Annotated in this window: 26 protein-coding genes; all 26 read left to right on the top strand. The window is 75.1% G+C overall.

Going from position 1 to position 23,571, the window contains the following annotated elements:
- Positions 1–408 (top strand): flagellar basal body rod protein FlgC, encoded by a 408-nt coding sequence (locus SJY06_RS00645; protein WP_380163588.1) that lies wholly within the window; start codon positions 1–3, stop codon positions 406–408.
- A complete protein-coding gene (locus SJY06_RS00640; RefSeq protein ID WP_380163586.1) occupies positions 405–776 on the top strand; it encodes a flagellar hook-basal body complex protein FliE in 372 nt (123 codons plus the stop codon). Before SJY06_RS00645 ends, SJY06_RS00640 begins: the two co-directional genes overlap by 4 nt.
- On the top strand, positions 773–2,410 hold the full coding sequence (gene fliF, locus SJY06_RS00635; RefSeq protein ID WP_380163584.1) for a flagellar basal-body MS-ring/collar protein FliF: 1,638 nt from the start codon (positions 773–775) through the stop codon (positions 2,408–2,410). The genes SJY06_RS00640 and fliF overlap by 4 nt, the downstream gene beginning before the upstream one ends.
- The gene (gene fliG, locus SJY06_RS00630; protein ID WP_380163582.1) at positions 2,407–3,468 is read left to right on the top strand and encodes a flagellar motor switch protein FliG; all 1,062 of its coding nucleotides are present in this window, start codon (positions 2,407–2,409) and stop codon (positions 3,466–3,468) included. The genes fliF and fliG overlap by 4 nt, the downstream gene beginning before the upstream one ends.
- On the top strand, positions 3,452–4,123 hold the full coding sequence (locus tag SJY06_RS00625) for a hypothetical protein (RefSeq protein ID WP_380163580.1): 672 nt from the start codon (positions 3,452–3,454) through the stop codon (positions 4,121–4,123). Before fliG ends, SJY06_RS00625 begins: the two co-directional genes overlap by 17 nt.
- A complete protein-coding gene (locus SJY06_RS00620) occupies positions 4,120–5,466 on the top strand; it encodes a FliI/YscN family ATPase (RefSeq protein ID WP_380163578.1) in 1,347 nt (448 codons plus the stop codon). Before SJY06_RS00625 ends, SJY06_RS00620 begins: the two co-directional genes overlap by 4 nt.
- A complete protein-coding gene (locus SJY06_RS00615) occupies positions 5,463–5,879 on the top strand; it encodes a hypothetical protein (protein WP_380163576.1) in 417 nt (138 codons plus the stop codon). The genes SJY06_RS00620 and SJY06_RS00615 overlap by 4 nt, the downstream gene beginning before the upstream one ends.
- The gene (locus SJY06_RS00610; protein ID WP_380163574.1) at positions 5,876–7,000 is read left to right on the top strand and encodes a transglycosylase SLT domain-containing protein; all 1,125 of its coding nucleotides are present in this window, start codon (positions 5,876–5,878) and stop codon (positions 6,998–7,000) included. Before SJY06_RS00615 ends, SJY06_RS00610 begins: the two co-directional genes overlap by 4 nt.
- A gap of 2 nt (positions 7,001–7,002) precedes the next feature.
- Positions 7,003–8,658, top strand: a complete 1,656-nt coding sequence (locus tag SJY06_RS00605) for a hypothetical protein (protein WP_380163572.1) — start codon at positions 7,003–7,005, stop codon at positions 8,656–8,658.
- 138 nt (positions 8,659–8,796) lie between these two features.
- Positions 8,797–9,270 (top strand): flagellar hook assembly protein FlgD, encoded by a 474-nt coding sequence (locus SJY06_RS00600; RefSeq protein WP_380163570.1) that lies wholly within the window; start codon positions 8,797–8,799, stop codon positions 9,268–9,270.
- Between the two features lie 81 nt (positions 9,271–9,351).
- Positions 9,352–10,524 (top strand): flagellar hook protein FlgE, encoded by a 1,173-nt coding sequence (locus SJY06_RS00595; RefSeq protein ID WP_380163568.1) that lies wholly within the window; start codon positions 9,352–9,354, stop codon positions 10,522–10,524.
- A 189-nt stretch (positions 10,525–10,713) separates the two neighbouring features.
- Complete coding sequence (locus SJY06_RS00590; protein ID WP_380163566.1) at positions 10,714–11,103, top strand: flagellar FlbD family protein; 390 nt, start codon at positions 10,714–10,716, stop codon at positions 11,101–11,103.
- Positions 11,103–11,888, top strand: coding sequence for a motility protein A (locus tag SJY06_RS00585; protein ID WP_380163564.1), 786 nt, complete (start codon positions 11,103–11,105; stop codon positions 11,886–11,888). The genes SJY06_RS00590 and SJY06_RS00585 overlap by 1 nt, the downstream gene beginning before the upstream one ends.
- A 1-nt stretch (position 11,889) precedes the next feature.
- Positions 11,890–12,774, top strand: coding sequence for a flagellar motor protein MotB (locus tag SJY06_RS00580; RefSeq protein WP_380163562.1), 885 nt, complete (start codon positions 11,890–11,892; stop codon positions 12,772–12,774).
- Positions 12,775–12,861: 87 nt separating this feature from the next.
- Complete coding sequence (gene fliL / locus SJY06_RS00575; RefSeq protein ID WP_380163560.1) at positions 12,862–13,425, top strand: flagellar basal body-associated protein FliL; 564 nt, start codon at positions 12,862–12,864, stop codon at positions 13,423–13,425.
- Between the two features lie 66 nt (positions 13,426–13,491).
- Positions 13,492–14,406: a flagellar motor switch protein FliM gene (locus SJY06_RS00570; protein ID WP_380163558.1), complete on the top strand. Its 915-nt coding sequence runs from the start codon at positions 13,492–13,494 to the stop codon at positions 14,404–14,406.
- Positions 14,403–15,209, top strand: coding sequence for a flagellar motor switch protein FliN (gene fliN / locus SJY06_RS00565; RefSeq protein ID WP_380163556.1), 807 nt, complete (start codon positions 14,403–14,405; stop codon positions 15,207–15,209). The genes SJY06_RS00570 and fliN overlap by 4 nt, the downstream gene beginning before the upstream one ends.
- Positions 15,209–15,658, top strand: a complete 450-nt coding sequence (locus tag SJY06_RS00560; RefSeq protein ID WP_380163554.1) for a FliO/MopB family protein — start codon at positions 15,209–15,211, stop codon at positions 15,656–15,658. The genes fliN and SJY06_RS00560 overlap by 1 nt, the downstream gene beginning before the upstream one ends.
- Positions 15,655–16,533 (top strand): flagellar type III secretion system pore protein FliP, encoded by an 879-nt coding sequence (gene fliP, locus SJY06_RS00555; RefSeq protein WP_380163552.1) that lies wholly within the window; start codon positions 15,655–15,657, stop codon positions 16,531–16,533. Before SJY06_RS00560 ends, fliP begins: the two co-directional genes overlap by 4 nt.
- Before the next feature lie 6 nt (positions 16,534–16,539).
- Positions 16,540–16,815, top strand: coding sequence for a flagellar biosynthetic protein FliQ (locus SJY06_RS00550; RefSeq protein WP_380163550.1), 276 nt, complete (start codon positions 16,540–16,542; stop codon positions 16,813–16,815).
- Between the two features lie 2 nt (positions 16,816–16,817).
- Positions 16,818–17,579: a flagellar biosynthetic protein FliR gene (locus SJY06_RS00545; RefSeq protein ID WP_380163548.1), complete on the top strand. Its 762-nt coding sequence runs from the start codon at positions 16,818–16,820 to the stop codon at positions 17,577–17,579.
- Between the two features lie 19 nt (positions 17,580–17,598).
- The gene (locus SJY06_RS00540; protein WP_380163546.1) at positions 17,599–18,903 is read left to right on the top strand and encodes a flagellar biosynthesis protein FlhB; all 1,305 of its coding nucleotides are present in this window, start codon (positions 17,599–17,601) and stop codon (positions 18,901–18,903) included.
- On the top strand, positions 18,900–20,942 hold the full coding sequence (gene flhA / locus SJY06_RS00535; protein ID WP_380163544.1) for a flagellar biosynthesis protein FlhA: 2,043 nt from the start codon (positions 18,900–18,902) through the stop codon (positions 20,940–20,942). The genes SJY06_RS00540 and flhA overlap by 4 nt, the downstream gene beginning before the upstream one ends.
- Positions 20,920–22,686: a hypothetical protein gene (locus tag SJY06_RS00530; RefSeq protein ID WP_380163542.1), complete on the top strand. Its 1,767-nt coding sequence runs from the start codon at positions 20,920–20,922 to the stop codon at positions 22,684–22,686. The genes flhA and SJY06_RS00530 overlap by 23 nt, the downstream gene beginning before the upstream one ends.
- Positions 22,683–23,327 (top strand): flagellar brake protein, encoded by a 645-nt coding sequence (locus SJY06_RS00525; protein ID WP_380163540.1) that lies wholly within the window; start codon positions 22,683–22,685, stop codon positions 23,325–23,327. Before SJY06_RS00530 ends, SJY06_RS00525 begins: the two co-directional genes overlap by 4 nt.
- On the top strand, positions 23,327–23,560 hold the full coding sequence (locus tag SJY06_RS00520; RefSeq protein WP_380163538.1) for a hypothetical protein: 234 nt from the start codon (positions 23,327–23,329) through the stop codon (positions 23,558–23,560). Before SJY06_RS00525 ends, SJY06_RS00520 begins: the two co-directional genes overlap by 1 nt.
- Positions 23,561–23,571 lie beyond the last annotated feature (11 nt).

Raw genomic sequence — 23,571 nt, 5'->3', positions numbered from 1 at the left:
GTGACCTCCTTCCCCGTCTTCGGCGTCGCCGGCTCCGGCGTGAGCGTCTACCGCAAGTGGTTGGACGCGGTCAGCGACAACCTGTCGAACATCAACACCGTCAACCCCGCCGGCGAGGACGCCTTCCAGGCCCGCTACGTCGTGGCCCGCGCCGTGCAGTACGGCGACGGCGTGGGCGGCGCCCAGGTCGCGGGCATCGAGCTCGGCGACCCGAACGGCCGCATGGTCTACGCCCCCGACCACCCCTACGCCGACGCGGAGGGCTACATCCGCACCCCCGACATCGACATGGCCAGCCAGATGGCGCAGCTGATGATGGCCCAGCGCGGGTACCAGGCGAACCTCGCCGTGGTCGACCGCGCCCGTGACGCCTACTCCGCCGCGATCAACGTCGGGCGCAGCTCGTGAGCGTCCAGCCGATCGCCGCCGTGGCCGGCGTCAGCGGCACCACCGGGGTCGAGGGCGTCAGCGCCCTGTCCGCCCCGCTGCCCCCGCTCGACCCGACCGCCACCGCCGCCGCGGGGGCCGAGTTCGCCGGCGCTCTCGCCGGGGCCGGGTCCGGCGCCGGCCAGGCCACCATCGGCCGGCTGGACCAGGTGCAGCAGCTGCAGGCGAACGCCGACGACCTCGCCGTCAAGGCCGTCACCGGCCAGCTCGCCGACCCGAGCCAGTACACGATCGCCGCGACCGAGGCCACCCTCGCCACCCAGATGATGGTGGCCCTGCGCAACAAGGCCGTCGACGCCTACTCCGAGATCATGAGGATGCAGCTGTGAGCCCTCGCCAGACCGTGGTCAGCAACGACCCCCGGGTCAAGGCCACCCAGCAGGCCCGCCGCGCGCAGTCCGCGTGGAACGAGCTGCCCGCCGCGCAGAAGACCATCGGCGTCGTCGTCGCGGTCGCGCTGCTGGTCGGCGCCGTCATGTTCGTGCAGCTGCAGCGCACGCCGCAGCTCGGCCCCCTGTACACCGGGCTGTCCTCGGCCGACGGCGGCGCCGTCGTCGAGCAGCTGCAGGCCGCCGGGGTGCCCTACGAGCTGGCCGACGGCGGCGCCACGGTGCTGGTGCCCAGCGAGCAGGTCTACGACCTGCGGCTGCAGATGTCGGCCGCCGGCCTGCCCGGTGACGACACCGGGGGCTACTCGCTGCTGGACGAGCAGGGCGTCACCGCCTCGCAGTTCCAGCAGGAGGTCGCCTACCAGCGCGCGATGGAGGGCGAGCTGGCCCGCACCGTCGCCTCGATCGACGGCGTCGAGACCGCCGTGGTCCACCTGGCCATCCCCGAGAAGGACGTGTTCCTCGAGGAGAGCGACACCCCGACGGCCAGCGTCCTGGTCGACACCGCGACCGGCACCACCCTGGACAAGGGCCAGGTGCAGGCCGTGGTCAACCTGGTGTCGAGCTCCATCGAGGGCATGACGCCGGAGTCGGTCACCGTCGTCGACGACGAGGGCACGATGCTGTCGGCCTCCGGCGCGGCCGGTGCGGTCGGCGGCGCCGGCGGCGAGGCCGGCGAGCTGACCGCGGAGTTCGAGTCCCGCGTGGCCGGTGACCTGCAGGCCCTGCTGGACACGGTCGTCGGCCCCGGCAACGCGGTCGCCACCGTCACCGCCGGGCTCAACTTCGACGAGGCCGAGGCGACCACCGAGCGGTTCCTGGCCCCCGAGGCCGGCGTGCTGCCGCTGAGCCAGACCATCGAGACCGAGGACTACACCGGCGCCGGCAACGGCGAGGCCGGGGTGCTCGGCCCGGACAACATCGCCGTGCCCAACGGCACCGGCGGCGCGGACTCCGCGTACGCGTCGGAGTCGACCACGGTCAACAACGCGGTGGGCAAGGTGACCGAGCGGGTCGTGTCCGCCCCGGGCGCCGTCGAGCGGCTGAGCGTGTCCGTGGTCGTCGACCGCGACGCCGTGGCCCGCGCCGACATGCTGGCCCTGCAGGACACCGTGTCGGCCGCCGTCGGCCTGGACGCCGCCCGCGGCGACGTGGTGTCGGTGACCCAGATGCCCTTCGACGTCGGTGACGCGGAGGCCGTGCAGGCCGAGCTCGACGCCGCGGCCGAGGCCGAGGCCGCGGCCGGGCAGCAGCAGCTGATCTGGAACGCGGTCCTGGCCGGCCTGGTCCTGCTGGTGGTCATCGCCACGATCATCATGGGCACGCGGCGCCGCAAGAAGCGCGAGCCCGTCGACCTGGGGCTGTACGAGCCGGTCGAGGAGGCCGCCCCGCCGGCCCCGCTGCCGCCGGTCCCCGCCCCCCGTGAGGCCCTGCCCGCCGTGCCCGACCCCGAGGCCGAGCAGATGGCCGCGCTGCAGCAGCAGCGCGAGGAGGTCATCGACCTCGTCGACCGCGAGCCGGCCGAGGTGGCCGAGCTGCTCCGCTCCTGGCTCGCCGACCGGAGGTCCGCATGACCGTCACCGAGACCCCGCCCGTGACCGTCGCGCCCGGCGCCACCGCCCCCGCGGTGGACCTGTCCGGTCTGCAGAAGGCCGCCGTCCTGCTGGTGATGCTGGGCAAGGAGCGCGCCGCCAACGTCATCCGCCACATGGAGGGCACCGACCTCGACGAGCTCGTGGCCCAGGTCGTGCGGCTGCGCGACGTGTCGCCCACCATCGCCGGGCAGGTCCTCACCCAGTTCCACTCCCTGGCGGTCCGCCAGGGCGTCGTGGGGGCCGGCGGCGAGGGCTACGCCCGCGACGTGCTGGAGCGCTCGCTGGGCAAGGAGAACGCGGGCGACGTCATGAAGCGGATAGCCAGCTCCGTGGCCGAGCGCCCGCTGAAGTTCCTGCAGGACGTCGACCCCCAGCAGCTGATGTCGATCCTGCGCGGCGAGCACCCGCAGACCCTGGCGGCCGTGCTGGTGCACCTGCGTCCCGACCAGGCCTCGGTCGTCATGGCGGGCCTGTCGGCCACGGACCAGACGGCCGTCGCCCGCCGGCTGGCCAAGACCGGCCGGTTCCAGCCCCACGCGCTCAACGTGCTGCAGGACGTGCTCAAGGCCCGGACCTCCTCGGTCCTGCCGCAGAGCACCGGCGACGTGATGACCGGTGGCGTGCAGAGCCTGGTCGACGTCATCAACCGCGCCGACGCCGCCACCGAGCGCGCCATCCTCGACGGGCTCGAGGCGACCGACCCGGCCCTGGCCGAGGAGGTCCGCGCCCGGCTGTTCGTCTTCGCCGACATCGTCAGCCTCGAGGACCGCGCCGTGCAGATGGTGCTGCGGCAGGTCGACTCGGTCGTCCTGGCCACGGCGCTCAAGTCCGTGCCCGAGGTCGTCCGGGACAAGGTCCTGTCCAACGTCTCCGAGCGCGCCCGGCAGGACCTGGTCGACGAGATCGAGGTGCTCGGCTCCGTCCGGGTGTCCGCGGTCGAGGAGGCCCAGGCCACCATCGTGCAGATCATCCGCTCGCTCGAGGAGTCCGGCCAGATCGTCGTGCGGCGGGGTGGTGACGATGAGTTCGTCTCCTGACCTGCTCACGCCCGGCCTGCTCGCGCACCGCCCGGCCGTGCCCGCCCAGGTCCGCGCGTTCGTCCCCGGCGTGGTGCCGGGACCCGAGCGCACGGGCGGGTCCGGTCGCGCGGACGGCTTCGCCGCCGGGTACGCCACCGGCTACAGCGAGGGCCTGCGCCGCGCCACGGTCGCGGCCCAGGCCCGGGAGCAGCTGCGGCTCGACGCCCTCGCGGCCGAGCAGCGGCGCGTGCGGGCCCGGGTCGACGACCTGATGCTGCAGCTGCGTGCCGGCGCGCTGCAGCTGGAGGAGGACGCCCGCATCGACACCGCCGAGCTCGTGGACGTGGTGGCAGGCGCCGCCGCCGCCCTGGCCCAGCAGGTCGTCCTGGAGGCCGCACCCACGGCCGAGACGCTGGTCGCGCGGCTGGGCCGCGCGCTGGAGGCCGCCGAGCCCGGCGCCCCGACCACCGTGCACGTCGCGCCCGACGGCGTCCGGCTGCTGGAGCGCGCCGGGGTGCTGCCCGACGGCCTGCCCGCGGGCGTGGTCGTCCTGGGTGACTCCCGGCTCGCGGCGGGCGACGTCGTCGTCCGCAGCGGCGCGACCACCGTGACCGACGTGCTGCGGACCGCCGTCCGGGCCGCGGTCGAGGCCGTGACGGAGGACCCGGCGTGACTCGCGCGACGCGCCCCGACACCCTGCGGGTGCTGCTGGCCCCGCGCCTGGCCCGCGCCGCCGAGGCGGCCGCCCCCAGCCGTGACGGCCGGGTCAGCGCCGTGGTGGGCCTCGGGGTCGAGGTCGACGGCGTCCGCGCCGCCCTCGGCGAGATCGTCCTGGTCGGTGAGGGCGACGACGCGGTGGAGGCCGAGGTCGTCGCCGCCCACGGCACCCGGTTGTCCTGCACCCCGCTGCACGGCACGGCCGGCCTGGCCGTCGGGGTGACCGCCCGCGCCACCGGCGCCCGCGCCCGGGTGCCGCTCGGTCGCGAGCTGCTGGGCCGGGTCATCGACCCCACCGGCGCGCCGCTGGACGGCCGGCCCGCCCCCGCCACCACGGCCTGGGGCGACGTCGAGGCCACGGCCCCGTCCCCGCTGCAGCGCGGCCGCATCACCGCCCGGCTGCCGCTGGGCGTACGGGTCCTGGACGCCTTCACCCCGGTCGGGCGCGGCCAGCGGATCGGGGTCTTCGCCGGCTCCGGCGTCGGCAAGTCGAGCCTGCTGTCGATGATCACGCGCAACAACGAGGCCGCCGTCACCGTCATCGCCCTGGTGGGCGAGCGCGGCCGCGAGGTCCGCCAGTTCGTCGAGGACGACCTGGGCCCCGAGGGCCTGGCCCGCTCCGTCGTGGTCGTGTCGACCTCCGACGACCCGCCCCTGCTGCGGCTGCGCGCCGCGTTCGCCGCCACCCGCATCGCCGAGGGGTTCGCGGCCGAGGGCGCCGACGTCGTCCTGCTCATGGACAGCCTGACCCGCGTCGCCACCGCCCAGCGCGAGGTCGCCCTGAGCGCCGGCGAGCCGCCGGCGACCCGGGGCTTCCCGCCGTCGGTGTTCGCCATGCTGCCGCGGCTGCTCGAGCGCGCCGGGCCGCTGGCCCGTGGCTCCATCACGGGCGTCTACACCGTCCTGGTCGACGGTGACGACCACAACGAGCCGATCGCCGACGCCGTGCGCGGCGTGCTCGACGGCCACGTCGTGCTGAGCCGGGCCATCGCCACCGCCGGCCGGTTCCCCAGCGTCGACGTGCTGGGGTCGATCTCGCGGCTGGCTCCCCACATCAGCACGCCCGACGAGCTCGCCGCGGCCACCCGCGTGCGCCGGCTGCTGGCCGCGCACCGTGACGCCCGGGACCTGGTCGAGGTCGGGGCGTACGTCGCCGGCAGCAACGCCGACGTCGACGCGGCCCTGCGCCTGCAGGAGCCCGTCGAGGTGTTCTGCAGCCAGGGGCTGGCGGAGCCGGCCCCGCTGCCCGACACCGTGCGGGCGCTGCGCGCCATCGCCGACGCGGCGGGCCCGGCATGAGCCTGACCTCGCTGCTGGGGCTGCGCCGCGCCGCCCGCCGCGAGGCCGAGCGCGAGGTCGCCACGGCCGTGGCCGCCCGGGCCCGCAGCCAGGCCGCCCGCGCCCAGGTGGTGGGCCGGCTGCAGGGGGACCCCAACCTGCTCGACTCCAACGGCGACCCCCGGCTGGCGCTGGCCCGGCGGGCCGGGCTGCTCGGCGACCTGTCGCGCGCCGACGACGCTGTGGCCAGCGCCACGGCCGTGGCGCAGCAGCAGCAGCAGCTGGTCGCCGTCGCACGGATGCGGCTCAAGGCCGTCGAGCGGCTGGAGGAGCGGCGCACCGCAGAGGTGCGACGACGTCGCGAGCAGGCCGAGGCCGCCGAGCTCGACGACGTCGTCACCAGCCTGCGCCGGCACCGGGAGACCCGACCGTGAGCGGCCTGGCCGAGGTCCAGTCGCGCATCGCGGCCATCAGCTCCCGCATCGACATGCTGAGCGCCCGGACCGGACGGGCCCAGGTCGACCCGCTGCTGGCCGACTCGTTCGCCAGCTCGCTGAGCGCGGCCGTGAGCAGCACGCAGGCCGGGGCGACCACGACGCCGCTCAGCCAGGCCCTCGGGGCCACGGGGCTGACCGGGCTGACGGGGACGGCGGGTCCCGGGGCCACGACGGACTCCGGTCGGACCGGCGCCCCGGCCCCGGCCACCGGTGGCCCGGCCGCCGCGCCGGCGACGTCCCCGACCCCGTCGGGCGGCGGCGGGCCCACCGGCTCCGACGTCGTGGCCGCGGCCCGCACGTACCTCGGGGTGCCCTACCTGTGGGGCGGCACCGACCCGGCCAAGGGCCTGGACTGCTCCGGGCTGGTGCAGCGGGTCTTCAAGGACCTGGGCGTGTCCGTGCCGCGCACCGTGGCCGAGCAGCGCTCGGTGGGCACCGAGGTCGCGTCCATGGCCGACGCGCGGCCGGGCGACCTGCTGGTCTACGACAGCAAGGGCTCGCCCAGCGGTCGTCACATCGGCATCTACGTCGGCGACGGGCAGATGCTGCACGCGCGCCGCAAGGGCACCGACGTCATGATCAGCGACGTCTGGCCGGACACCACGACCATCCGCCGGGTGGTCCCCGCCTCGGGCGGGTCCGCGGCGTCCGCGGTGGCGGCCGCCCGGCCGGCGTGGGCGTCCGGGCAGGACCTGGGCGCGGCGTTCCAGGCCGCGACGACCCGCTACGACCTGCCCGTGGGCCTGCTCCAGGCCGTGGCGCACCAGGAGTCCGGCATGCGCACCGACGCGGTCAGCCCCGCCGGTGCCCGCGGCCTGATGCAGATCATGCCGGCCACGGCCCGCGAGCTCGGGGTCGACCCGATGGACCCGGCCCAGGCCATCGACGGCGCCGCCCGCTACCTGCGCCAGCAGCTGGACGCCTTCGGGTCGCTGGACCTGGCGCTGGCCGCCTACAACGCCGGCCCGGGCAACGTCCGGCGCCACGACGGTGTCCCGCCCTTCGCGGAGACCCGCAACTACGTGGCCGCGATCACCGCGGCCATGGGACGAGGATGACCATGGCGAACCTCCTGACCCCGTCGGCCCGCGCGGCCACGCCCACCGGGACCGACCTGGCCGGTGCCGCACCCGCCCGCCGGTCCGACCCGACGGCCTTCGACCGCGTGATGCGGGACCTGCACGCCGCCGACCGACCCGTGGACCGGCGGGCCGACCGGCCGGCGGACCGGGCCGAGCGCGCCGCCGACCGCGCGGTCGACCGTGCCGCGGACCGGGCGGCCGAGCGCGCCGCCGAGCGGGCCGGGGCCCGGCGGGCCGTCGTCCGCGACGCCGACCGGCCGGCCGACGACTCCCGCGCACCCGCCTCGCCGGCTGACGCAGCCGTGCGCGACCGGGTCGGGGCGCAGGTCCACCGACCGGTCGTCGACGCGGCGGACCGCCCGGCCGGGCACGAGCACGGCCACGCCGACGGGCCGGGCGGTGCGACCGCGGGCACCGCGAAGGTGGGCACGGGTGACGCCGTCGAGAGCAACGGACCGGGCGCGGCCGGTGCCGCCCCGACCGGCAGCGCCGACGGTGCCCCGGGTGCTACCGGGACCGCCGGTGCCGGGGACACCACCACGGCCGACGCGAGCCCGGGCCGGGCCGCGGGCGTCGACCGGACGGGCCGGGCCGGGACGGGTGCGGGGGGCACCACCGCCGCGACCTCGGGTGCGGCCACGACGGGCACGACCACCGGCGCCGCCGGCACGGGCAGCACGGGCACCACCGGCACGGGCACCACCGGCACGGGCACCACCGGCACGGGCACCACCGGCACGGGCACCACCGGCACGGGCACGGCCGGCGAGGGCGCCGGCGGCACCAGCGCCACCGGCACGGGCACCGCCGGCGAGAGCGCCATCGGGGCGGGCATCGCCGGGACGGGCACGGCCGGGACGGGCACCGCCGGTGCGGGCTCGGCCGGTGCGGGCACGACCGGCCCGGGCGCCACCGGCCCGACCGCCGGCGGCGCCCCCCAGGGGGGCGTCACCCCGACGCAGCCGGGCGCCGTCGGTCAGGACGGCCGAGCGGTCGGCGCGGCCACCGCGACCGGGCTGTCGTCGGCCGCCCGCTCCGGTGCCCCCTCCGGTCCGGCGCGAGGCGCCGAGCCCGTCGCACCCGGGACCGGGGCGCCGGCCGCGGCGGGGACGTCCGGGGCGTTCTCGCTCACCGCGCCGGCCCAGGCCGCGACCGCCGCCGGTCCCGCCGCCGCCGCACCGGCCGGGGCGGCCGTCGGACCGTTCACCCTGCAGCAGCTCGAGCAGGTCGCGGCCGCCACGCGGGCCCGCCTGGCCGGCGCCGCGCTGGGCGAGGTGACCCGCCTGGTGCTGCACCTGAGCCCGGCCGAGCTGGGACCGGTCCGCATCACCGCCGAGCACACCGCCGCGGGCATCGACATCGGGCTGGCCGGCGGCGACGAGCGCACCCGGGACGTGCTGCGGGAGGCCCTGTCGGACCTGCGCCAGCACGTGGGTGACCACGGCTCCCGCGAGGGCGGTCGGTTCGACCCGGGCTCCGGCGACGGCCGCCGTCCCGCCGGCCACCACGACCGGCTGCCGGCGGGCTCCCCGGACCTGCCGGTCGACGTCCCGCGCCGGCCCGCCGTCCTCGACGGGCCCGGTCTGCTGCGTGACCCGGGCACCGGGCGACGGAGCGTGGACGTCCGTGCCTGAGCCCTCAACCCGGGGCCCTCGCCTGACGAGGACCTACCCGGGCACCGAACCACCGCCCCCGCGACGCCGACCCCGGCAGCCCCCTCGCCGGCAGCCCTCACCCGAGCAGCCCCAACCCGAGCAGACAGGCGGACCACGATGACCGTCCCCACCACCGGCAGCACCGTCCCGACCTGGTCGGTGGCCGACGCGACCGCCCAGTCGACCCCCGCCGCCCCCGCGGCCTCCGACGGCCTCGGCAAGGACGCGTTCCTCAAGCTGCTGGTCGCCCAGCTGCGCTACCAGGACCCGCTGAACCCGGCCGAGGGCGCGGAGTTCATCGCGCAGACCGCCCAGTTCACCCAGGTCGAGAAGCTGCAGGAGGTCGCCGACTCCACCGCGGCCTCGCTCGGCATCCAGCAGCGCTGGGGCGCCGGGTCGACCGTCGGGCGCGAGGTGGTGTTCCTCGGCGAGGACAACGCCGCCGTCACCGGCACCGTCACGTCCGCCCTGTTCACGGCCGACGAGCCGGTGCTGCGCGTCAGCACCCCCGCCGGCCCCGTCGAGGTGCCCTTCGGCCTCGTGCAGGAGATCCGCGACCCGGCGACCCCGTCCGTCCCGGCCACCGCCTGACCCGACCACCCGACGAGCGGCCGACCGACCGCACCCGCACCACTCCCAGACCTGCACCAGCCACGACCTCAGGAGGTCACCGTGCTCCGCTCCATGTTCAGCTCGATCAGCGGGCTCCGCTCGCACCAGACCATGATGGACACCACCGGCAACAACATCGCCAACGTCAACACCGCCGGCTTCAAGTCCAGCCAGACGCTGTTCCAGGACACGCTGAGCCAGCTGCTGCAGGGGGCTGCGGCGCCCAACGGCCAGCAGGGCGGCACCAACCCGGCGCAGGTCGGGCTCGGCACCCGCGTGGCGGGCATCAACACCAACTTCGGCCAGGGCGCCGCGCAGACCACCGGCCGCGCCACCGACCTGATGATCTCCGGCGACGGGTTCTTCGTCGTCGACAACGGCAACGAGCAGCTGTACACGCGGGCCGGGTCGTTCAGCTTCGACGCGCAGGGCCGGCTGGTCACCACCGACGGGTCCCTGGTGCAGGGCTGGGGCGCCGTCAACGGCGTGGCCGACGTCAACGGCCCGCTCGGGGCCCTGACGCTGCCGATCGGCGTGCTGATGCAGCCGCAGGCCAGCACCACGGTCACCATGGGCGGCAACCTGCCCGCCGACTCCACCAGCACCAACCCGGTCACCACGGCCATCGAGGTCTACGACGCCCAGGGCAACGCCCGGACCGTGACCATCGCCTACACCCGGGTCAGCGCCACCCAGTGGGACGTCCAGGTCACCGACGGCGCCACGGTCGTCAACAGCACCTTGGACTTCACCGCCGGCGGCACCACCCCGACGCCGGCCACCCTGGCCGTGGGTGGCCTGACCATCGACATGACCGCCATGACCGGCTACGCGGGCACCAGCACCGCGGCCGCCCTCGACCAGGACGGGGCCGCCGTCGGCACGCTGTCGTCCTTCGGCGTCGGTCCCGACGGGGCGCTGGTCGGCGTGTTCTCCAACGGCCGCCGCGAGGTCCTGGGCCAGCTGGCCCTGGCCACGTTCGCCAACCCCGGCGGGCTGGAGAAGGCCGGCGGGTCCGCCTACCGCGCCAGCGTCAACTCCGGCAACGTCCAGGTGGGCGTGCCCGGCGACGGCCGCGGCACCCTGGCCGGCGGCATGCTCGAGATGAGCAACGTCGACCTGGCGCAGGAGTTCACCAACCTGATCATCGCCCAGCGCGGCTTCCAGGCGAACAGCCGCGTCATCACCGCCTCCGACGAGATCCTCCAGGACCTCGTCAACATGAAGCGCTGACGCCGCCACCAGCCACCGCCCCGACCCGCTGACGGGGCGGGACCCCGGACGGGCCGCGGTCACCGCGGCCCGTTCGGCTGTCCGGGTTACGCCACCCGGACCGCCTCATCCGGTCGGCCCCGCTGCCGATCGTCACCAGGAACGACGCGCCACGGAAGGCGCGCCCACCACCAGCCACGGACGGACATCGTGATCAGACTCACCAGGATCAACGGCAGCGAGTTCTCGCTGAACCCGGACCTGATCCACCGGGCCGAAGAGACCCCCGACACCGTGCTGACCCTCATCGACGGTAGCCGCTACGTCGTGGTGCAGAGCCTCGACGAGCTGATCGACCGCATCGTCGGCTACAGGGCCCGCGTGGTCGCCGCGGCGGGCTCGCTGGCCACCGCGGAGGTCACCTCGACCACGCCGGTCGACGACGCGGACGACGACCTCGACCAGGCCGTCGACCGCGCCGACCGGGCGCGCCAGGAGCGCCAGGAGCGCCAGGAGCGCCAGGACCGCCGTGACGACGACGCGACCCACGACGGCCTCGCCGTCGCCGGGGTGGTCCCGCTCAGGGCCAGGAGGGCCTGATGGACCCGATGACCCTGATCGGCGTCGTCCTCGGCTTCGCCGCGATCTTCGTCTCGACCACCCTCGAGGGTGGCAACCCGATGGCGATGTTCCTGCTGCCCCCCATGCTGCTCGTGCTCGGCGGCAGCATCGCCGTCGGCCTGGCCGGCAACACGATGTCCGACGCCGGCCGCTTCCCCAAGGACCTGATCAAGGCGATGACGGCCAAGGCCGCCAAGGCCGACGCGTCGCTGGACACCGTCGTGGCGCTGGCCGAGCAGGCCCGCCGTGAGGGCCTGCTGGGCCTGGAGGACGCCGCGTCCAAGCTCGAGGACCCGTTCCTCAAGGAGGCCATCGAGCTGGCCATCGACGGCACCGACCCGGAGGACCTGCAGGAGATCCTGTACGGCCGGATCGAGGCCAAGCGCACCTACGACAAGGTCGGCGCCAAGTTCTACGCCGACATGGGGGCCTACGCCCCGACGCTCGGCATCGTCGGCACCGTGCTCGGTCTGGTCCACGTGCTGGAGAACCTGTCCGAGCCGGACAAGCTGGGCCACCTCATCGCCGCGGCGTTCCTCGCGACCCTGTGGGGCGTCATGAGCGCCAACGTGATCTTCCTGCCCGTCGGCGCCCGCCTCAAGCGGCTGTCCGAGCTGGAGATCGCCAGCATGGAGTTGGTGCTGGAGGGCGTCCTCGCCATCCAGGCCGGCTCCAGCCCGCGCGTCGTGGCCCGCAAGCTCAGCAGCCTGCTGCCTCCGGGCAGCGCCAAGGCCGACAAGGGCGACAAGGCCAAGGCGGCCTGACGTGGCCGGGCACAAGAAGCGCGGCGGCCACGAGGAGGAGCACGAGAACCACGAGCGCTGGCTCATCTCCTACGCCGACATGATCACGCTGCTCATGGTGCTGTTCGTCGTCATGTTCTCCATCAGCAACGTCGACAACCAGAAGTTCGCCGAGCTGAGCAAGGGCCTGTCGGCGGGCTTCGGCGCCCCGCGGTACATCGCGATGTCCGGCAGCGACAGCCCGTTCCCCGGGTCCGGGCAGCAGGTCGCCCCGGTCGACATCGGCGTGCCCCGGATGGGGCCGGTCGAGTCGGGCCAGGCCGGCGAGGCGCAGTCCATCGCCGACAGCCTGCCCGTGGAGCGCACCGAGACCGACCTGGAGCGGGCCGAGGCCGAGCTGGCCCGCCTCGAGGCCATCGCCGAGGCGGCCGAGGCCGCCCTGGCCGCCGACGGCCTGGAGGACCGGGCGTCGTACCGGATCACCACCGACGGCCTGGTCGTGGTGCTGGTCGCCGACGACGTCTTCTTCGCCAGCGGCAGCGCCGAGATGCAGCCGGTGGGCGCCGAGGTCGTCGACGCCATCGCGCCGGTGCTCGCCCGCTCCGACAACGCCATCAGCGCCGAGGGCCACGCCAACCACCTGCCGGTCGGCCGCGGCTCCATCTACCCGTCCAACTGGGAGCTGTCGGCCGCGCGGGCCGCGGCCGTCGTCCGGCGCCTGGTCGAGGTCGACGGGCTGGCGCCCGGCCGGCTGGACGCCACCGGCTACAGCGACACCCGGCCGCTGGTGCCCAAGACCGACCCCGACGCGATCGAGACCAACCGGCGGGTGGACCTGCTGGTCCGCTCCACCGAGTCCGCCGACGTCCGGGCCCTGCTGCCGACCCTGGAGGCGACCCGCTCGTGAACCGGACCCAGATCCCGACCCAGACCCAGACCCAGACCGAGACCCAGACCGAGACCCACGACCCGTCCGAGACGAAGGAGGACTGACATGGCCACCGCCACCACCGACCGCAGCCTGAACGAGGGGACCAAGGTCCCCGGTCAGCGGGCCGGCGGCTCCGTCGGGGGGGACCCCGACGGCGCCCCCGTGAAGAGCAAGAAGAAGAAGCTGCTGCTGGGCGGCATCGTGCTGCTGGTCGCGCTGCTCGCCGCCGGCGGCGGGGCGTACTTCATGCTGATGGGCGGGGAGCCCACCCCGGAGGAGGCCGCCGCCGCGGAGGCCGAGGCCGCCGCCGCCGAGGCGGAGGGCCCCGAGCCCGGCATCGTCGTCCCGCTGGAGCCGATCACGATCAACCTGGCCGACGGCCGGTACCTGCAGGTGGGCATCGCCCTGCAGCAGCCCGTGCCCGAGGACGCCGGCCACGCCGAGGAGGAGGTCGACGGCAGCCAGGCCCTCGACATCCTGATCGACAACCTGTCCGGCAAGCCCATGACGGACCTGGCCACCGCCGAGCAGCGCGCCGCGATCAAGGCCGAGCTGGTGGCGGAGATCGACGAGGCGTACCACCACCACGTCTACGACATCTACATCACGTCCTGGGTGATGCAGTGACAGCCGCCTGACCCCCGCGGCGCGCCGGCCGCTCAAGTGTCCACCCGATCGGCCGATAGGTGTGGGGTGCGGACAGACACCGGCTCCTCCACCTCGGCTCGTCGCCGGGGCCAGCGGGCCTCGACGACGCCCGAGCCCTACGACTTCCGACGACCCACCAAGCTGTCCCGCGAGCACGCCCGCGGGCTGCAGGTGGTCGCCGAGACGTTCGCCCGGCAGTGGGCGACCCAGTTCTCGACCATGCTGCGCGACGGGCAGGTCGAGCCCGGCGCGGTGACGCAGACGACGTACGGCAAGTACGTCGCCGCCCTGCCCGCGCCGTCCCTGCTGGCGGTCATCTCCTCGCCCGAGCTGCACGACTTCGTGCTGCACGTCGAGCACGACCTGGCCATGGCCGCCGTGGACCGCCTGCTGGGCGGGCGCGGCGACGTCGAGCAGCCCACGCGTCCCGCGACGCAGCTGGAGACCGCGCTGCTGCGCGGCCTGCTCGAGCGCGTCGTGGCCGAGCTGCCGTACGCCTTCGCCCCGCTGGGTGCCGTCACCCCCAAGCTGGAGGCGCTGGAGACCAACCCGCAGTTCGCGCAGGTGGTCGGCCCGGCCGAGGCGCTGGTCGTCATGGACTTCGCCGTCACCGTGGGCGACGTCACCGGCACCGCGACCCTCGCCGTGCCCTACGCCTCGATGCAGCCCCTGCTCAACCCCGAGGGCAGCGAGCAGCAGACCGTCTCGCGCACCAACCCCGCGGCGGAGCAGGGCCTGTCCGACGTGCCCATGGAGGTCGGGGCCCGCATGCGGGGCATCCGGATGACCTCCGACGACGTGCTGGCCCTGGCCGTGGGCGACGTCGTGCGCCTGGGCCACCCGGCCGACTCGCCCCTGCTCCTGGTCGCCGGCGACCGGGCCTTCGCCCGCGCCGTCCCCGCCAACCGCCGCAACCGGCTCGCCTGCCTGATCGTCGACCCTCGGAAGGACCGCTCGTGACCAGCTCCTCGACCGCACGAACCACCACCACCATCGGGGCGGACGTGGCGCTGGACGCCGCGCGCGCCGCGGCGGGCGTCCTGCCGCTCGGCGGTCCCGTCGAGCCCGTGACCGCACCGCTGTCCGAGCTGGACGACCTCGACTCGCACATGGCGGTCACCGCCCGCTGGTCGGGCGCCGGCGACGGCACGGTCGCGGTGCTGCTGTCCGGGGCGGACCTGCTGGCGCTGTCCGGCGGGGTGCAGGTGGAGGCCGAGTCCTGCCGACCGGCCCTCGAGGCCGCCGCCGCGTCGATCGGCCCCTGCACGCTGGGTGACCTTCAGACGGTGTCCGGGCCCACCCTGGCCGAGCAGCTCAAGGCCGCCGGCGAGCGGGCCCACCTGGCCCGGCTCGGCGACGACCCGGCCGACGCGGTCCACGTGGCCGTGGTCGCCGACCCCGTCGCCGCCGCCCCGGAGCCCGTCGCCGACCTGCCCGCCCCGCGGCGCGCCCCCGGGGCCTCTGCCCCCGCCGGCGCCGACCGGGCGCCCGCCCTGCCCGTCGACGGCGTGAGCCGCAGCATGGGGCTGCTCCGCGGGGTCCACATGGAGGTCACGGCCGAGATCGGTCGCACCCGGCTGACCGTGCAGGAGCTGCTCGAGCTGGCCGCCGGGTCGGTCGTGGAGCTGGACCGGCCCATCGGCAGCCCGGCGGACCTGCTGGTCAACGGCCAGCTCTTCGCCCGCGGCGAGGTCGTGGTCGTGGACGAGGACTTCGCGCTGCGCATCACCGAGATCGTCGAGCCGGACCGAGACGTCCACTGATGGACACCGCTGAGCTGCTGCTGCGCAGCATCGGCGGCCTGGTCGCGGTCCTCGGCACCGTCTGGGTCCTGGTCAAGGTGGTCAAGGCCCGCCAGGGAGCCGCCGGCGCCGCCCCGGTCGTCCGGCTGCGAGTGCTCGCACGCGCCTCGGTCGGGCGCCGGGCCAGCGTCGTGAGCGTGGACGCGGGCGACCGCGTCCTGCTCGTCGGCGTCACCGACGAGGGGGTGCGGCTGCTGGCCGAGCAGCCCGCCCTGCCGGCTCCCAAACCCGTCGTCGAGCGCGTCGAGCTGGACCCCGCCGACCCGACCCTGGCCACCGGCGCCCCGGTGGCGGTGGTCCCCGTCGGGCCGGTGCCCGCCCCGCGCACCGGCACCGACGGCTCGCTGGTCGACCCGGCCGTCTGGCGCCAGGTGGTCGGCACGGTCCGGGAGTGGACGGTCCGCCGGTGAGCGCCGGCCCCGGCAGCCTGCGGGCCCCGAAGCCGTCGCCGTCGCCGGCGCCGCTGCTGCACCGCGTCCTGGTCGCCTCGGGCGTCCTCGCGCTGCTCGTCGCCCTGCTGGTGGGCACCGCGGCCGGCGCGCAGGCCGCCACCGGCCCCGACGCCCCGACGCCGCCCAGCGCGCCCACCCAGCCCGTCGACCCGGCGGAGACCGCGCCCGGCGGCTCGGTGTCGCTGGACGTCAACGGCCCCAACGGCACGCCCGCCTCGGCCATCGTGCTGATCCTGGCCATCACGGGCCTGTCCGTGGCGCCGGGGATGCTGCTGATGACCACCGCGTTCACCAAGATCGCGGTCGTCCTCGCGCTGACCCGCAACGCCATCGGCCTGCAGATGACCCCGCCCAACCAGGTGCTCATCGGGCTGTCGCTGTTCCTCACCCTGTTCGTCATGACCCCGACGTTCACCGAGGTCAACGACATCGCCGTGCAGCCCTACCTGGCCGGCGACGCGACGGTGACGGACGCCTTCACGACGGGCCTGCAGCCCGTGCGGGAGTTCATGCTGGCCAACACCCGGCCCGAGGAGCTCGCCCTCATCACGCGCGCCGCCGAGCTCGACCTGCCGGCCAACGCCGCCGCGGTGCCGATCACCACCCTCGTGCCCGCGTTCGTGCTGTCCGAGCTGCGCTCGGCGTTCATCATCGGCTTCGTCATCTTCGTGCCGTTCCTGGTCATCGACCTGGTCGTGTCCAGCGCGCTGATGAGCGTCGGCATGATGATGCTGCCGCCCGTCATCATCTCGCTGCCCTTCAAGATCCTGCTGTTCGTGCTCGTCGACGGCTGGGGCATGATCGTGCGCGCGCTCGTCGGAAGCTACGGGTAGACCGCCGTGACCGACACCGTCGTCATCGAGATCGCGCTGGCCGCGCTGCTGGTCGGCGCCAAGCTGGCCGCCCCCGTGCTGCTGTCCGCCCTGGTCGTGGGCTTCGTGGTGTCCCTGCTGCAGTCGGTGACCCAGATGCAGGACCCGGCCCTGGCGTTCGTGCCCAAGCTCATCGCGGTCGGCGTCTGCCTGCTGCTGTTCGGCAGCTGGATGATCACCGAGATCACCGTGTTCACCACGCAGCTCTACGAGCGCATCCCGGACCTCGTCCGAGGCGGCTGAGCGTGGTCGTCGACGTCCCCACCGAGTGGCTGGCGGCGCTGCTGCTCGGCTCGCTCCGGGTCGTCGGCTGGCTGATCGTGGCCCCGCCGTTCGCGGGCCGGTCGGTGCCCGGCCCGGTCAAGGCGCTGCTGTCGGTGGCCCTGGCGCTGCCGCTGCTGCCGAGCCTGCGCGAGGACCTGCCGCCGCTGGAGCTGGGTCCCTACCTCGGGGCCGCGATCGTCCAGCTGCTCGTCGGCCTGGGGCTGGGCTTCGTCTGCTTCCTGCTGTTCCAGGCCTTCCGGGTCGCGGGCGACATCGTCGACAACCTGGCCGGCTTCGCGCTCGCGCAGGCCTTCGACCCGCTCAGCCAGACCCAGACGTCGATCATCGGCCGGTTCCAGGGGCTGCTGGCCAGCACGCTGCTGGTGGTCACCGACGGCTGGCTGATCGTGTGGACGGGCTTCTTCCGCAGCTTCGAGGTCATGCCGCTGGGGGCCCGTTACGACCCGGCCACCTTCGCCACCGCCGTCACCGAGGGCATCGGCACCATGATGCTGTCCGCCATCCAGATCGCCGCACCCATGCTCGCGGTGCTGTTCCTGGCCGACGTCGGCCTGGGCCTGGCCACCCGCATCGCGCCGCAGCTGAACGCCTTCGCCACCGCGTTCCCCGTCAAGATCCTGCTGACGATCACCCTGATCGGCTACACCTTCGTGGCCATGCCCGGGGTCGTGGCCGCCACCGCCGAGCGCATCGGCGGCACGCTCGTGCAGGTGGCCGGCTGATGGTCGGGGGTGGGCGCTGATGTCCGGCGGCAAGGACAGCGGGCAGGAGAAGACCGAGGCCCCGAGCCCGCGCAAGCTCAAGGAGGCCAAGGACCAGGGCAACAGCCCCCGCACCCAGGACCTGTCGTCCTGGGCGTCCATCGCGGCCATGGCCGTCACCGCCCCGGCCGTGCTGGCCGCGGCCCACCGCGAGCTCGCCGGCGTGCTGGCGCGGGCCGCGGCCATGATCGAGGACCCCGACCCGGCCGTCGCGATGGACATCCTCGTCGACGCGACCGGTGCGGCGATGCTGCTGCTGGTGCCCCTGGTCGGTGCCGCGGTGGTCGCCTCGATCGCGGCGTTCGCGCTGCAGGGCGGGATCCACTTCGCCTGGCCCAAGCTCAAGCCCGACCTCAAGCGGCTGGACCCGTTCAAGGGCCTCAAGCGCATCCTCGGGCCGATGACCTGGTGGGAGGGCGCCAAGACCCTGATCAAGGCGACGGCCCTCGTGCTGGTCGCCTGGTGGGCGGTGTCGCGGATGATGCCCGCCCTGATGGGCTCCGGGGCCCTGACCCTCGGCGGCACGGTCGACACCCTGATGACCTCGCTGGCCCTGCTCATCCAGGTGTCGGTGGTCGTCGGCGTCGTGATGGCCGCCGCCGACTTCGCGGTGCAGAAGCGCAAGTCGATGAAGGACCTGAAGATGACCCGGCAGGAGGTCCTCGACGAGAACAAGTCGACCGAGGGCAACCCGCTGATGAAGCAGGCCCGCCGGTCCAAGCACCTGCAGATGAGCCGCAACCGGATGATGTCCGCGGTCGCCCAGGCCGACGTCGTCGTCGTCAACCCGACCCACTACGCGGTCGCGCTGCGCTACGAGGCCGGCGCGGGTCCGCCCCAGGTGCTGGCCAAGGGCGTGGACGGCGTGGCCCGCCGCATCCGGGAGCGCGCCGCCGAGCACCGGATCCCCATGGTCGAGGACGTCCCGCTGGCCCGGGCGCTGCACGCCGGCTGCGAGGTCGGCGACGAGATCCCCGGCGAGCTGTTCGAGGCCGTCGCGCACGTGCTGGCCTTCGTCATGTCGCTGCGGGTGCGCGGCAGCGCCACCGGGCTGCACCGCGACAGCCGCCGCACCGGTGACGTGCCGGACGGCGACACCCTGCGCCGGGCGCGCCGGACCCGACGGCGCCGGGCCCCGGCCGCCGCCGGGACGGGCTCGGGAACGGGCTCGGTCCCGGGCTCAGGTCCGGGCCCCGTCGTGCCGAGACAGCATGTGCCAGGACGGCGACAGGACGGCCACGGAGCGGCCACCGGTGGATCCACCACACCCGAAGAGGTTCTGTGAAGGCGTCTGAGATCGGTCGTTACGCCGTGCCCGTCGGCGTCGTCGGCATCATCCTGCTGCTGGTCGTGCCCCTGCCGGCCATGCTGCTGGACGGCCTGATCGTCCTGAACATCGGCCTGAGCATCCTGACGCTGATGGTCGCGATGTACGTCACGCGCCCGCTGGAGTTCTCGATCTTCCCGGCGCTGCTGCTGGTGATGACCCTGTTCCGGCTCGGCCTCAACGTGGCCTCGACCCGGCTGGTGCTGCTGGACGGCTACGCGGGCGAGGTGGTGAACGCGTTCGGCGCGTTCGTCATCGGCGGCTCGCTCGTCGTCGGCCTGGTCATCTTCCTGATCCTGGTGGTCATCCAGTTCGCCGTCATCACCAACGGCGCCACCCGCGTCGCGGAGGTCGGGGCCCGGTTCACCCTGGACGCCCTGCCGGGCAAGCAGATGGCCATCGACGCAGACCTCAACTCCGGCCTGATCGACGAGGACACCGCCCGCACCCGCCGCGAGGAGGTCACGGCCGAGGCCGACTTCTACGGCGCGATGGACGGCGCCTCCAAGTTCGTCAAGGGCGACGCCATCGCCTCGATCATCATCACCGTCATCAACCTGCTCGGCGGCTTCGGCGTCGGTGTGGCCCAGCGGGGCATGGCCTGGGGCGAGGCGCTGCAGACCTACTCGCTGCTGACCATCGGCGACGGCCTGGTGTCGCAGATGCCGGCGCTGCTGCTGTCGGTCGCGACCGGCCTGATCGTCACCCGTGCCACCACCAAGGGCGACATGGGTACCGACGCGGCGGCCCAGCTGTTCCGCAGCAGCCGGGCGCTGTTCATCTCCGGCGGTGCACTCGTGCTGCTCGCCCTGGTGCCCGGCCTGCCCGTGCTGCCGTTCCTGGTCATCGGTGCGGTCCTGCTCGGTCTGGCCGTCCGGTCCATGCGGGTCGAGCGCTCCGACGCCGAGGCCGACGAGGAGCTGCCGGCGCTGCCCGCCGCGGACCCCGCCGAGCAGCTGGAGCAGGAGATGGCCGTCGACCCGCTGGAGGTCGTCCTGGCCACCGACCTGATCGACCTGGTCGACGTCGGCGCCGGTGGCGACCTGCTGGACCGGGTGCGCGCCCTGCGCCGCAAGGTGGCCCTGGAGATCGGCCTCGTCCTGCCGCCGGTGCGCACCCGCGACTCCCTCGACCTGGCGCCGGGCCAGTACACGATCCTCGTCTCCGGCGTGGAGGTCGGCCGCGGCCAGGCCCCCGCCGGCAAGGTCCTGGCCCTGGGCGACGAACTCGGCGGGCTGCCGGGGGCCACCACGGTCGAGCCGGTCTTCGGGCTGCACGGCAAGTGGCTGCCCGTGGAGATGCGGCACCAGGCCGAGCTGGCCGGGGCCACGGTCGTCGACCGCGCCTCGGTCCTGATCACCCACCTGGGCGAGGTGGCCCGCAGCCACGCGCCGCGGCTGCTGTCCCGCGAGGACGTCAAGGCGCTCGTGGAGTCGGTCCGCCGCTCCCACCCGGTCGTGGTGGAGGAGCTCGTGCCCTCGCAGCTCACGCTGGGCGAGGTGCAGCGGGTGCTGCGCGGGCTGCTGGAGGAGCGGGTCCCGATCCGCGACCTGGTCCGCGTCTTCGAGGCGCTCAGCGTCCGCGCCCGGACCTCGACCGACGTCGACGGCCTCGTCGAGGCCGCCCGTGCCGGGCTCGGTCCCGCCGTGGCCGACGCGTTCACCCGTGACGGCGTGCTGCGGGTCATCACCCTGGACCCGCTCATGGAGCACGAGATGGCCGAGCACGTCCGGCCCGGGGACGACGGGCCCGTGGTCCAGCTCGACCCGGGGTCCACGGAGCGGTTCCTCGACGCCCTGGCCGCCTGCATCAACCGGGTCGACGCGCTCGGCGTCGACTACGTGCTCGTCTGCGCACCGGGCCTCCGCTCGGCGCTGCACCGCCTGGTGGGGGTCGCCACGCCGGCCCTCGCGGTGCTGTCGTACACCGAGGCGGGCCAGGCGCCTCGGGTCGAAGCGATCGGGACGGTGAGCCATGCCACGGCAGTTGCACCTTGAGGGACCGGCCCTGGAGCCGCTGCTGCAGCAGGCCCGGGCCGAGCACGGTGAGCAGGTCAAGGTCGTCAGCGCCCAGCGGGTGCGCAGCGGCGGGTTCGCGGGGTTCTTCTCCCGCGAGCACTTCGAGCTGACCATCGACGTGTCCACGGGGTCGGTGACGGAGTCGGCCGGGCGCACCAGCAGCACCGCGACCACCACGAGCAGCAGCACGACCTCCAGCACCAGCACCAGCAGCTCGGGCGGTGACGTGCTGGCCGACCTGCTGGCCGCCGCCGACGGGGCGGACCGCGCCGACGGCGCGGCCCCCGGGCCGGGCGCGGCGCTCGCCGCGGCGGGGGCGTCCTCGGGTGACGAGGCCGGCCTCGGCGCCCGTCGCCCGGGCCGGCCGCTGTCGACGGAGAGCAACGACTTCGACGACATGCTGGCGGCGCTGCAGGCGCAGCTGCTCGGCGTCGACGGCATCGACGGCGGCCTCGAGGTCACCGTGCCGGACCCTCAGCCCACGGCCGCACCGGGGGCCGGGCTCGCGCCCTGGCAGCCCGTCGTCCTGCACGACGACGGCGAGGCGTCCCCCGTGGGGACCGCCCCGCTGCCCGCGCTGGCCCCCATCAAGGTCGTCCCGTCCCCGCCGGTCACCCCGGTCAGCCCCGTACCCGTCGCCGGGACCGTGCTGATCGGCCCCCGCCGGGGCCGGCCGGTCGAGACCGGGTCCGTCAGCACCCGGCGCACCGTCACCGGGTCCGAGACCGTCAGCGCGGAGCGCACGGTCGACGTGACCGGCGCGACGACCGAGACGGTCGACGCCCGGCGCACCCGCACCGACACCACCGAGGTGACCGGAAGCCTCACGACCACCGCCGACCCCATGGGCACCGTGGACCCGGTCGGCACCGTCCTCCCGGGCAGCGCCGTCGACCCGGTCGAGGCCACCACGGCCACCACGGCCGCCGGGTCCGCCGTGGCCACCGACGCCGACCGCGCCCCGGCCGTGCTGTCCGCCCCCGAGCTGGTCGCCCTCGGCCGGCTGGTCGGCGCCGACCCCCGCGTGGCCGCGGTCGCCGCCGCCGAGGTCGCCACCTCGGGCTGCACGTCGCTGCGCCTGGCCCTGCCCATGCTGGCCACCGCCCTGGCCGAGGAGGTCGCCGAGCCGGACGGCACGGACCTGCGGGCCGACGTCGGCGACGGTCCCGTGCTGAGCGCGGGCGCCGGGGACCTCGTCCTCGTCGTCGGCTCACCGGGTCGCGTCCGGCGGGCCGCCCAGGACGTGGCCGACGAGCTCGGCACGACCTTCGTGGCCCGCTGGAGCGACGAGACCGGTACCCGCCCCCGTGGGGGCACCCCCACGGTCGGCGAGGGCCGGCGGCTGCCGCTCATGCGGGCCCGCGCCCGCCGCGAGGGCATGCCGCTGGTGGTCGAGGTCGCCGACGACACGCTGGGCGACACCGTCACGCCCCGCCGTGCCGGCACCGGCCGCACCGACCTGGTCCGCGCCGTGGCGCCGGACCTGGTCGTCCTCGCCGTCGACGCCGACTCCTCGGTGCGCCGGCAGGCCGCGGTGACCAGCCGGGTCGCCGACGCCTGCGGCTCCCGTCCCCTGCTGCTGTCGCTGGTCGGCTGCGCCCGCGCCTCGGCGCCGCTGGTCCACACCGGTTGGCCCGTCGTGCTGCTGGACGGCCGTCCGGCCACCGTCGGCACCTGGACCGGCGTGCTGCTCGACGCGCTGCGCTGGGCGGAGTCCGGATGAGCGTCGACGCGCGTGCCGGCGCCCTGCCCGGCATCAACACCCCGGTCCTCGTCGCCGTGCCCGAGGTCGACCACGACCTGCCCAGCCGGGTGGAGGACCTGCGCGGCGAGCACATCGTCATCGCGGCCGTCACCGTCCCCGGCCGGCCCGAGCGGCACCGTCAGGGCCAGGTCGTCACGCTCGCCTGGGCGATCCCGCCCCGGGGTCTGCTGAGCGTGGCCTGCGAGCTCGTCGAGCACGAGCGCAGCAACCCGCCGCTGTGGGTGCTGCGCCCCTTCGGCCCGTTCCAGAAGCTGCAGCGCCGCCGCTACGCCCGCGCCGACGTCGCGGCCCGCGTGGTGGTCTCCGGCGAGGAGTGGACCGTGCCCGGGCTGCTGGCGGACCTGAGCGAGGGCGGGGCCCGCGTCCTGCTGGACGCCGGGGCCAAGCTGCCCGCCGAGGTCGGCGACACCGTCGTCGCGGAGGTGGGCCTGCCCTCCCGCCCCGTGCGGACCGAGGCCTCGCTGATCGGGGTCGACGTGCTCGCCGCCGGCCGGCACCAGGTCCGGCTGCAGTTCGACCTGCCCGAGAAGGAGGCCGAGCAGGTCCGCCGCGCGGTCATGCAGCGCCAGCTCGAGGCCCGTTCCATGGAGGACCGCTGATGAGGTTCGTCCCGTTCGCCGGGCTGGTGATGTCCTCGCCCGTGCTGCTGCAGGTGGCCGAGGGCACACGCCCGCTGCACGAGGCGCTGGGGGTGTGGCTGGTCGCCATGCTGCTGGCCATGGCCGGCTGGTGGCTGTGGTCCGCCGCGACCCGGCCCTCGCCGGTGCAGCACCTGCCCGTGGTCCCGCTGGACGGCGAGCCGCGCCGGCGGCGGGAGGACGGCCCGCGCTGACAGGTCCCCCG

Source organism: Jannaschia sp. R86511 (genome assembly GCF_042466345.1).
Classification (GTDB): Bacteria; Actinomycetota; Actinomycetes; order Actinomycetales; family JBBAYJ01; genus Aquipuribacter.
Note: the sequence above shows the minus strand (reverse complement) of the source record. Positions and strands in the feature narration are given on the sequence as shown.

Bases quoted from the DNA above. Each gene is read 5' to 3' on its own strand.
- fliG (WP_380163582.1), top strand. From the start codon at position 2,407: ATGACCGTCACCGAGACCCCGCCCGTGACCGTCGCGCCCGGCGCCACC.
- SJY06_RS00525 (WP_380163540.1), top strand. From the start codon at position 22,683: ATGAGCGTCGACGCGCGTGCCGGCGCCCTGCCCGGCATCAACACCCCG.
- SJY06_RS00520 (WP_380163538.1), top strand. From the start codon at position 23,327: ATGAGGTTCGTCCCGTTCGCCGGGCTGGTGATGTCCTCGCCCGTGCTG.
- SJY06_RS00615 (WP_380163576.1), top strand. From the start codon at position 5,463: ATGAGCCTGACCTCGCTGCTGGGGCTGCGCCGCGCCGCCCGCCGCGAG.
- SJY06_RS00540 (WP_380163546.1), top strand. From the start codon at position 17,599: ATGTCCGGCGGCAAGGACAGCGGGCAGGAGAAGACCGAGGCCCCGAGC.
- SJY06_RS00605 (WP_380163572.1), top strand. From the start codon at position 7,003: ATGGCGAACCTCCTGACCCCGTCGGCCCGCGCGGCCACGCCCACCGGG.
- SJY06_RS00600 (WP_380163570.1), top strand. From the start codon at position 8,797: ATGACCGTCCCCACCACCGGCAGCACCGTCCCGACCTGGTCGGTGGCC.
- SJY06_RS00585 (WP_380163564.1), top strand. From the start codon at position 11,103: ATGGACCCGATGACCCTGATCGGCGTCGTCCTCGGCTTCGCCGCGATC.
- SJY06_RS00530 (WP_380163542.1), top strand. From the start codon at position 20,920: ATGCCACGGCAGTTGCACCTTGAGGGACCGGCCCTGGAGCCGCTGCTG.
- fliL (WP_380163560.1), top strand. From the start codon at position 12,862: ATGGCCACCGCCACCACCGACCGCAGCCTGAACGAGGGGACCAAGGTC.
- SJY06_RS00560 (WP_380163554.1), top strand. From the start codon at position 15,209: ATGGACACCGCTGAGCTGCTGCTGCGCAGCATCGGCGGCCTGGTCGCG.
- SJY06_RS00625 (WP_380163580.1), top strand. From the start codon at position 3,452: ATGAGTTCGTCTCCTGACCTGCTCACGCCCGGCCTGCTCGCGCACCGC.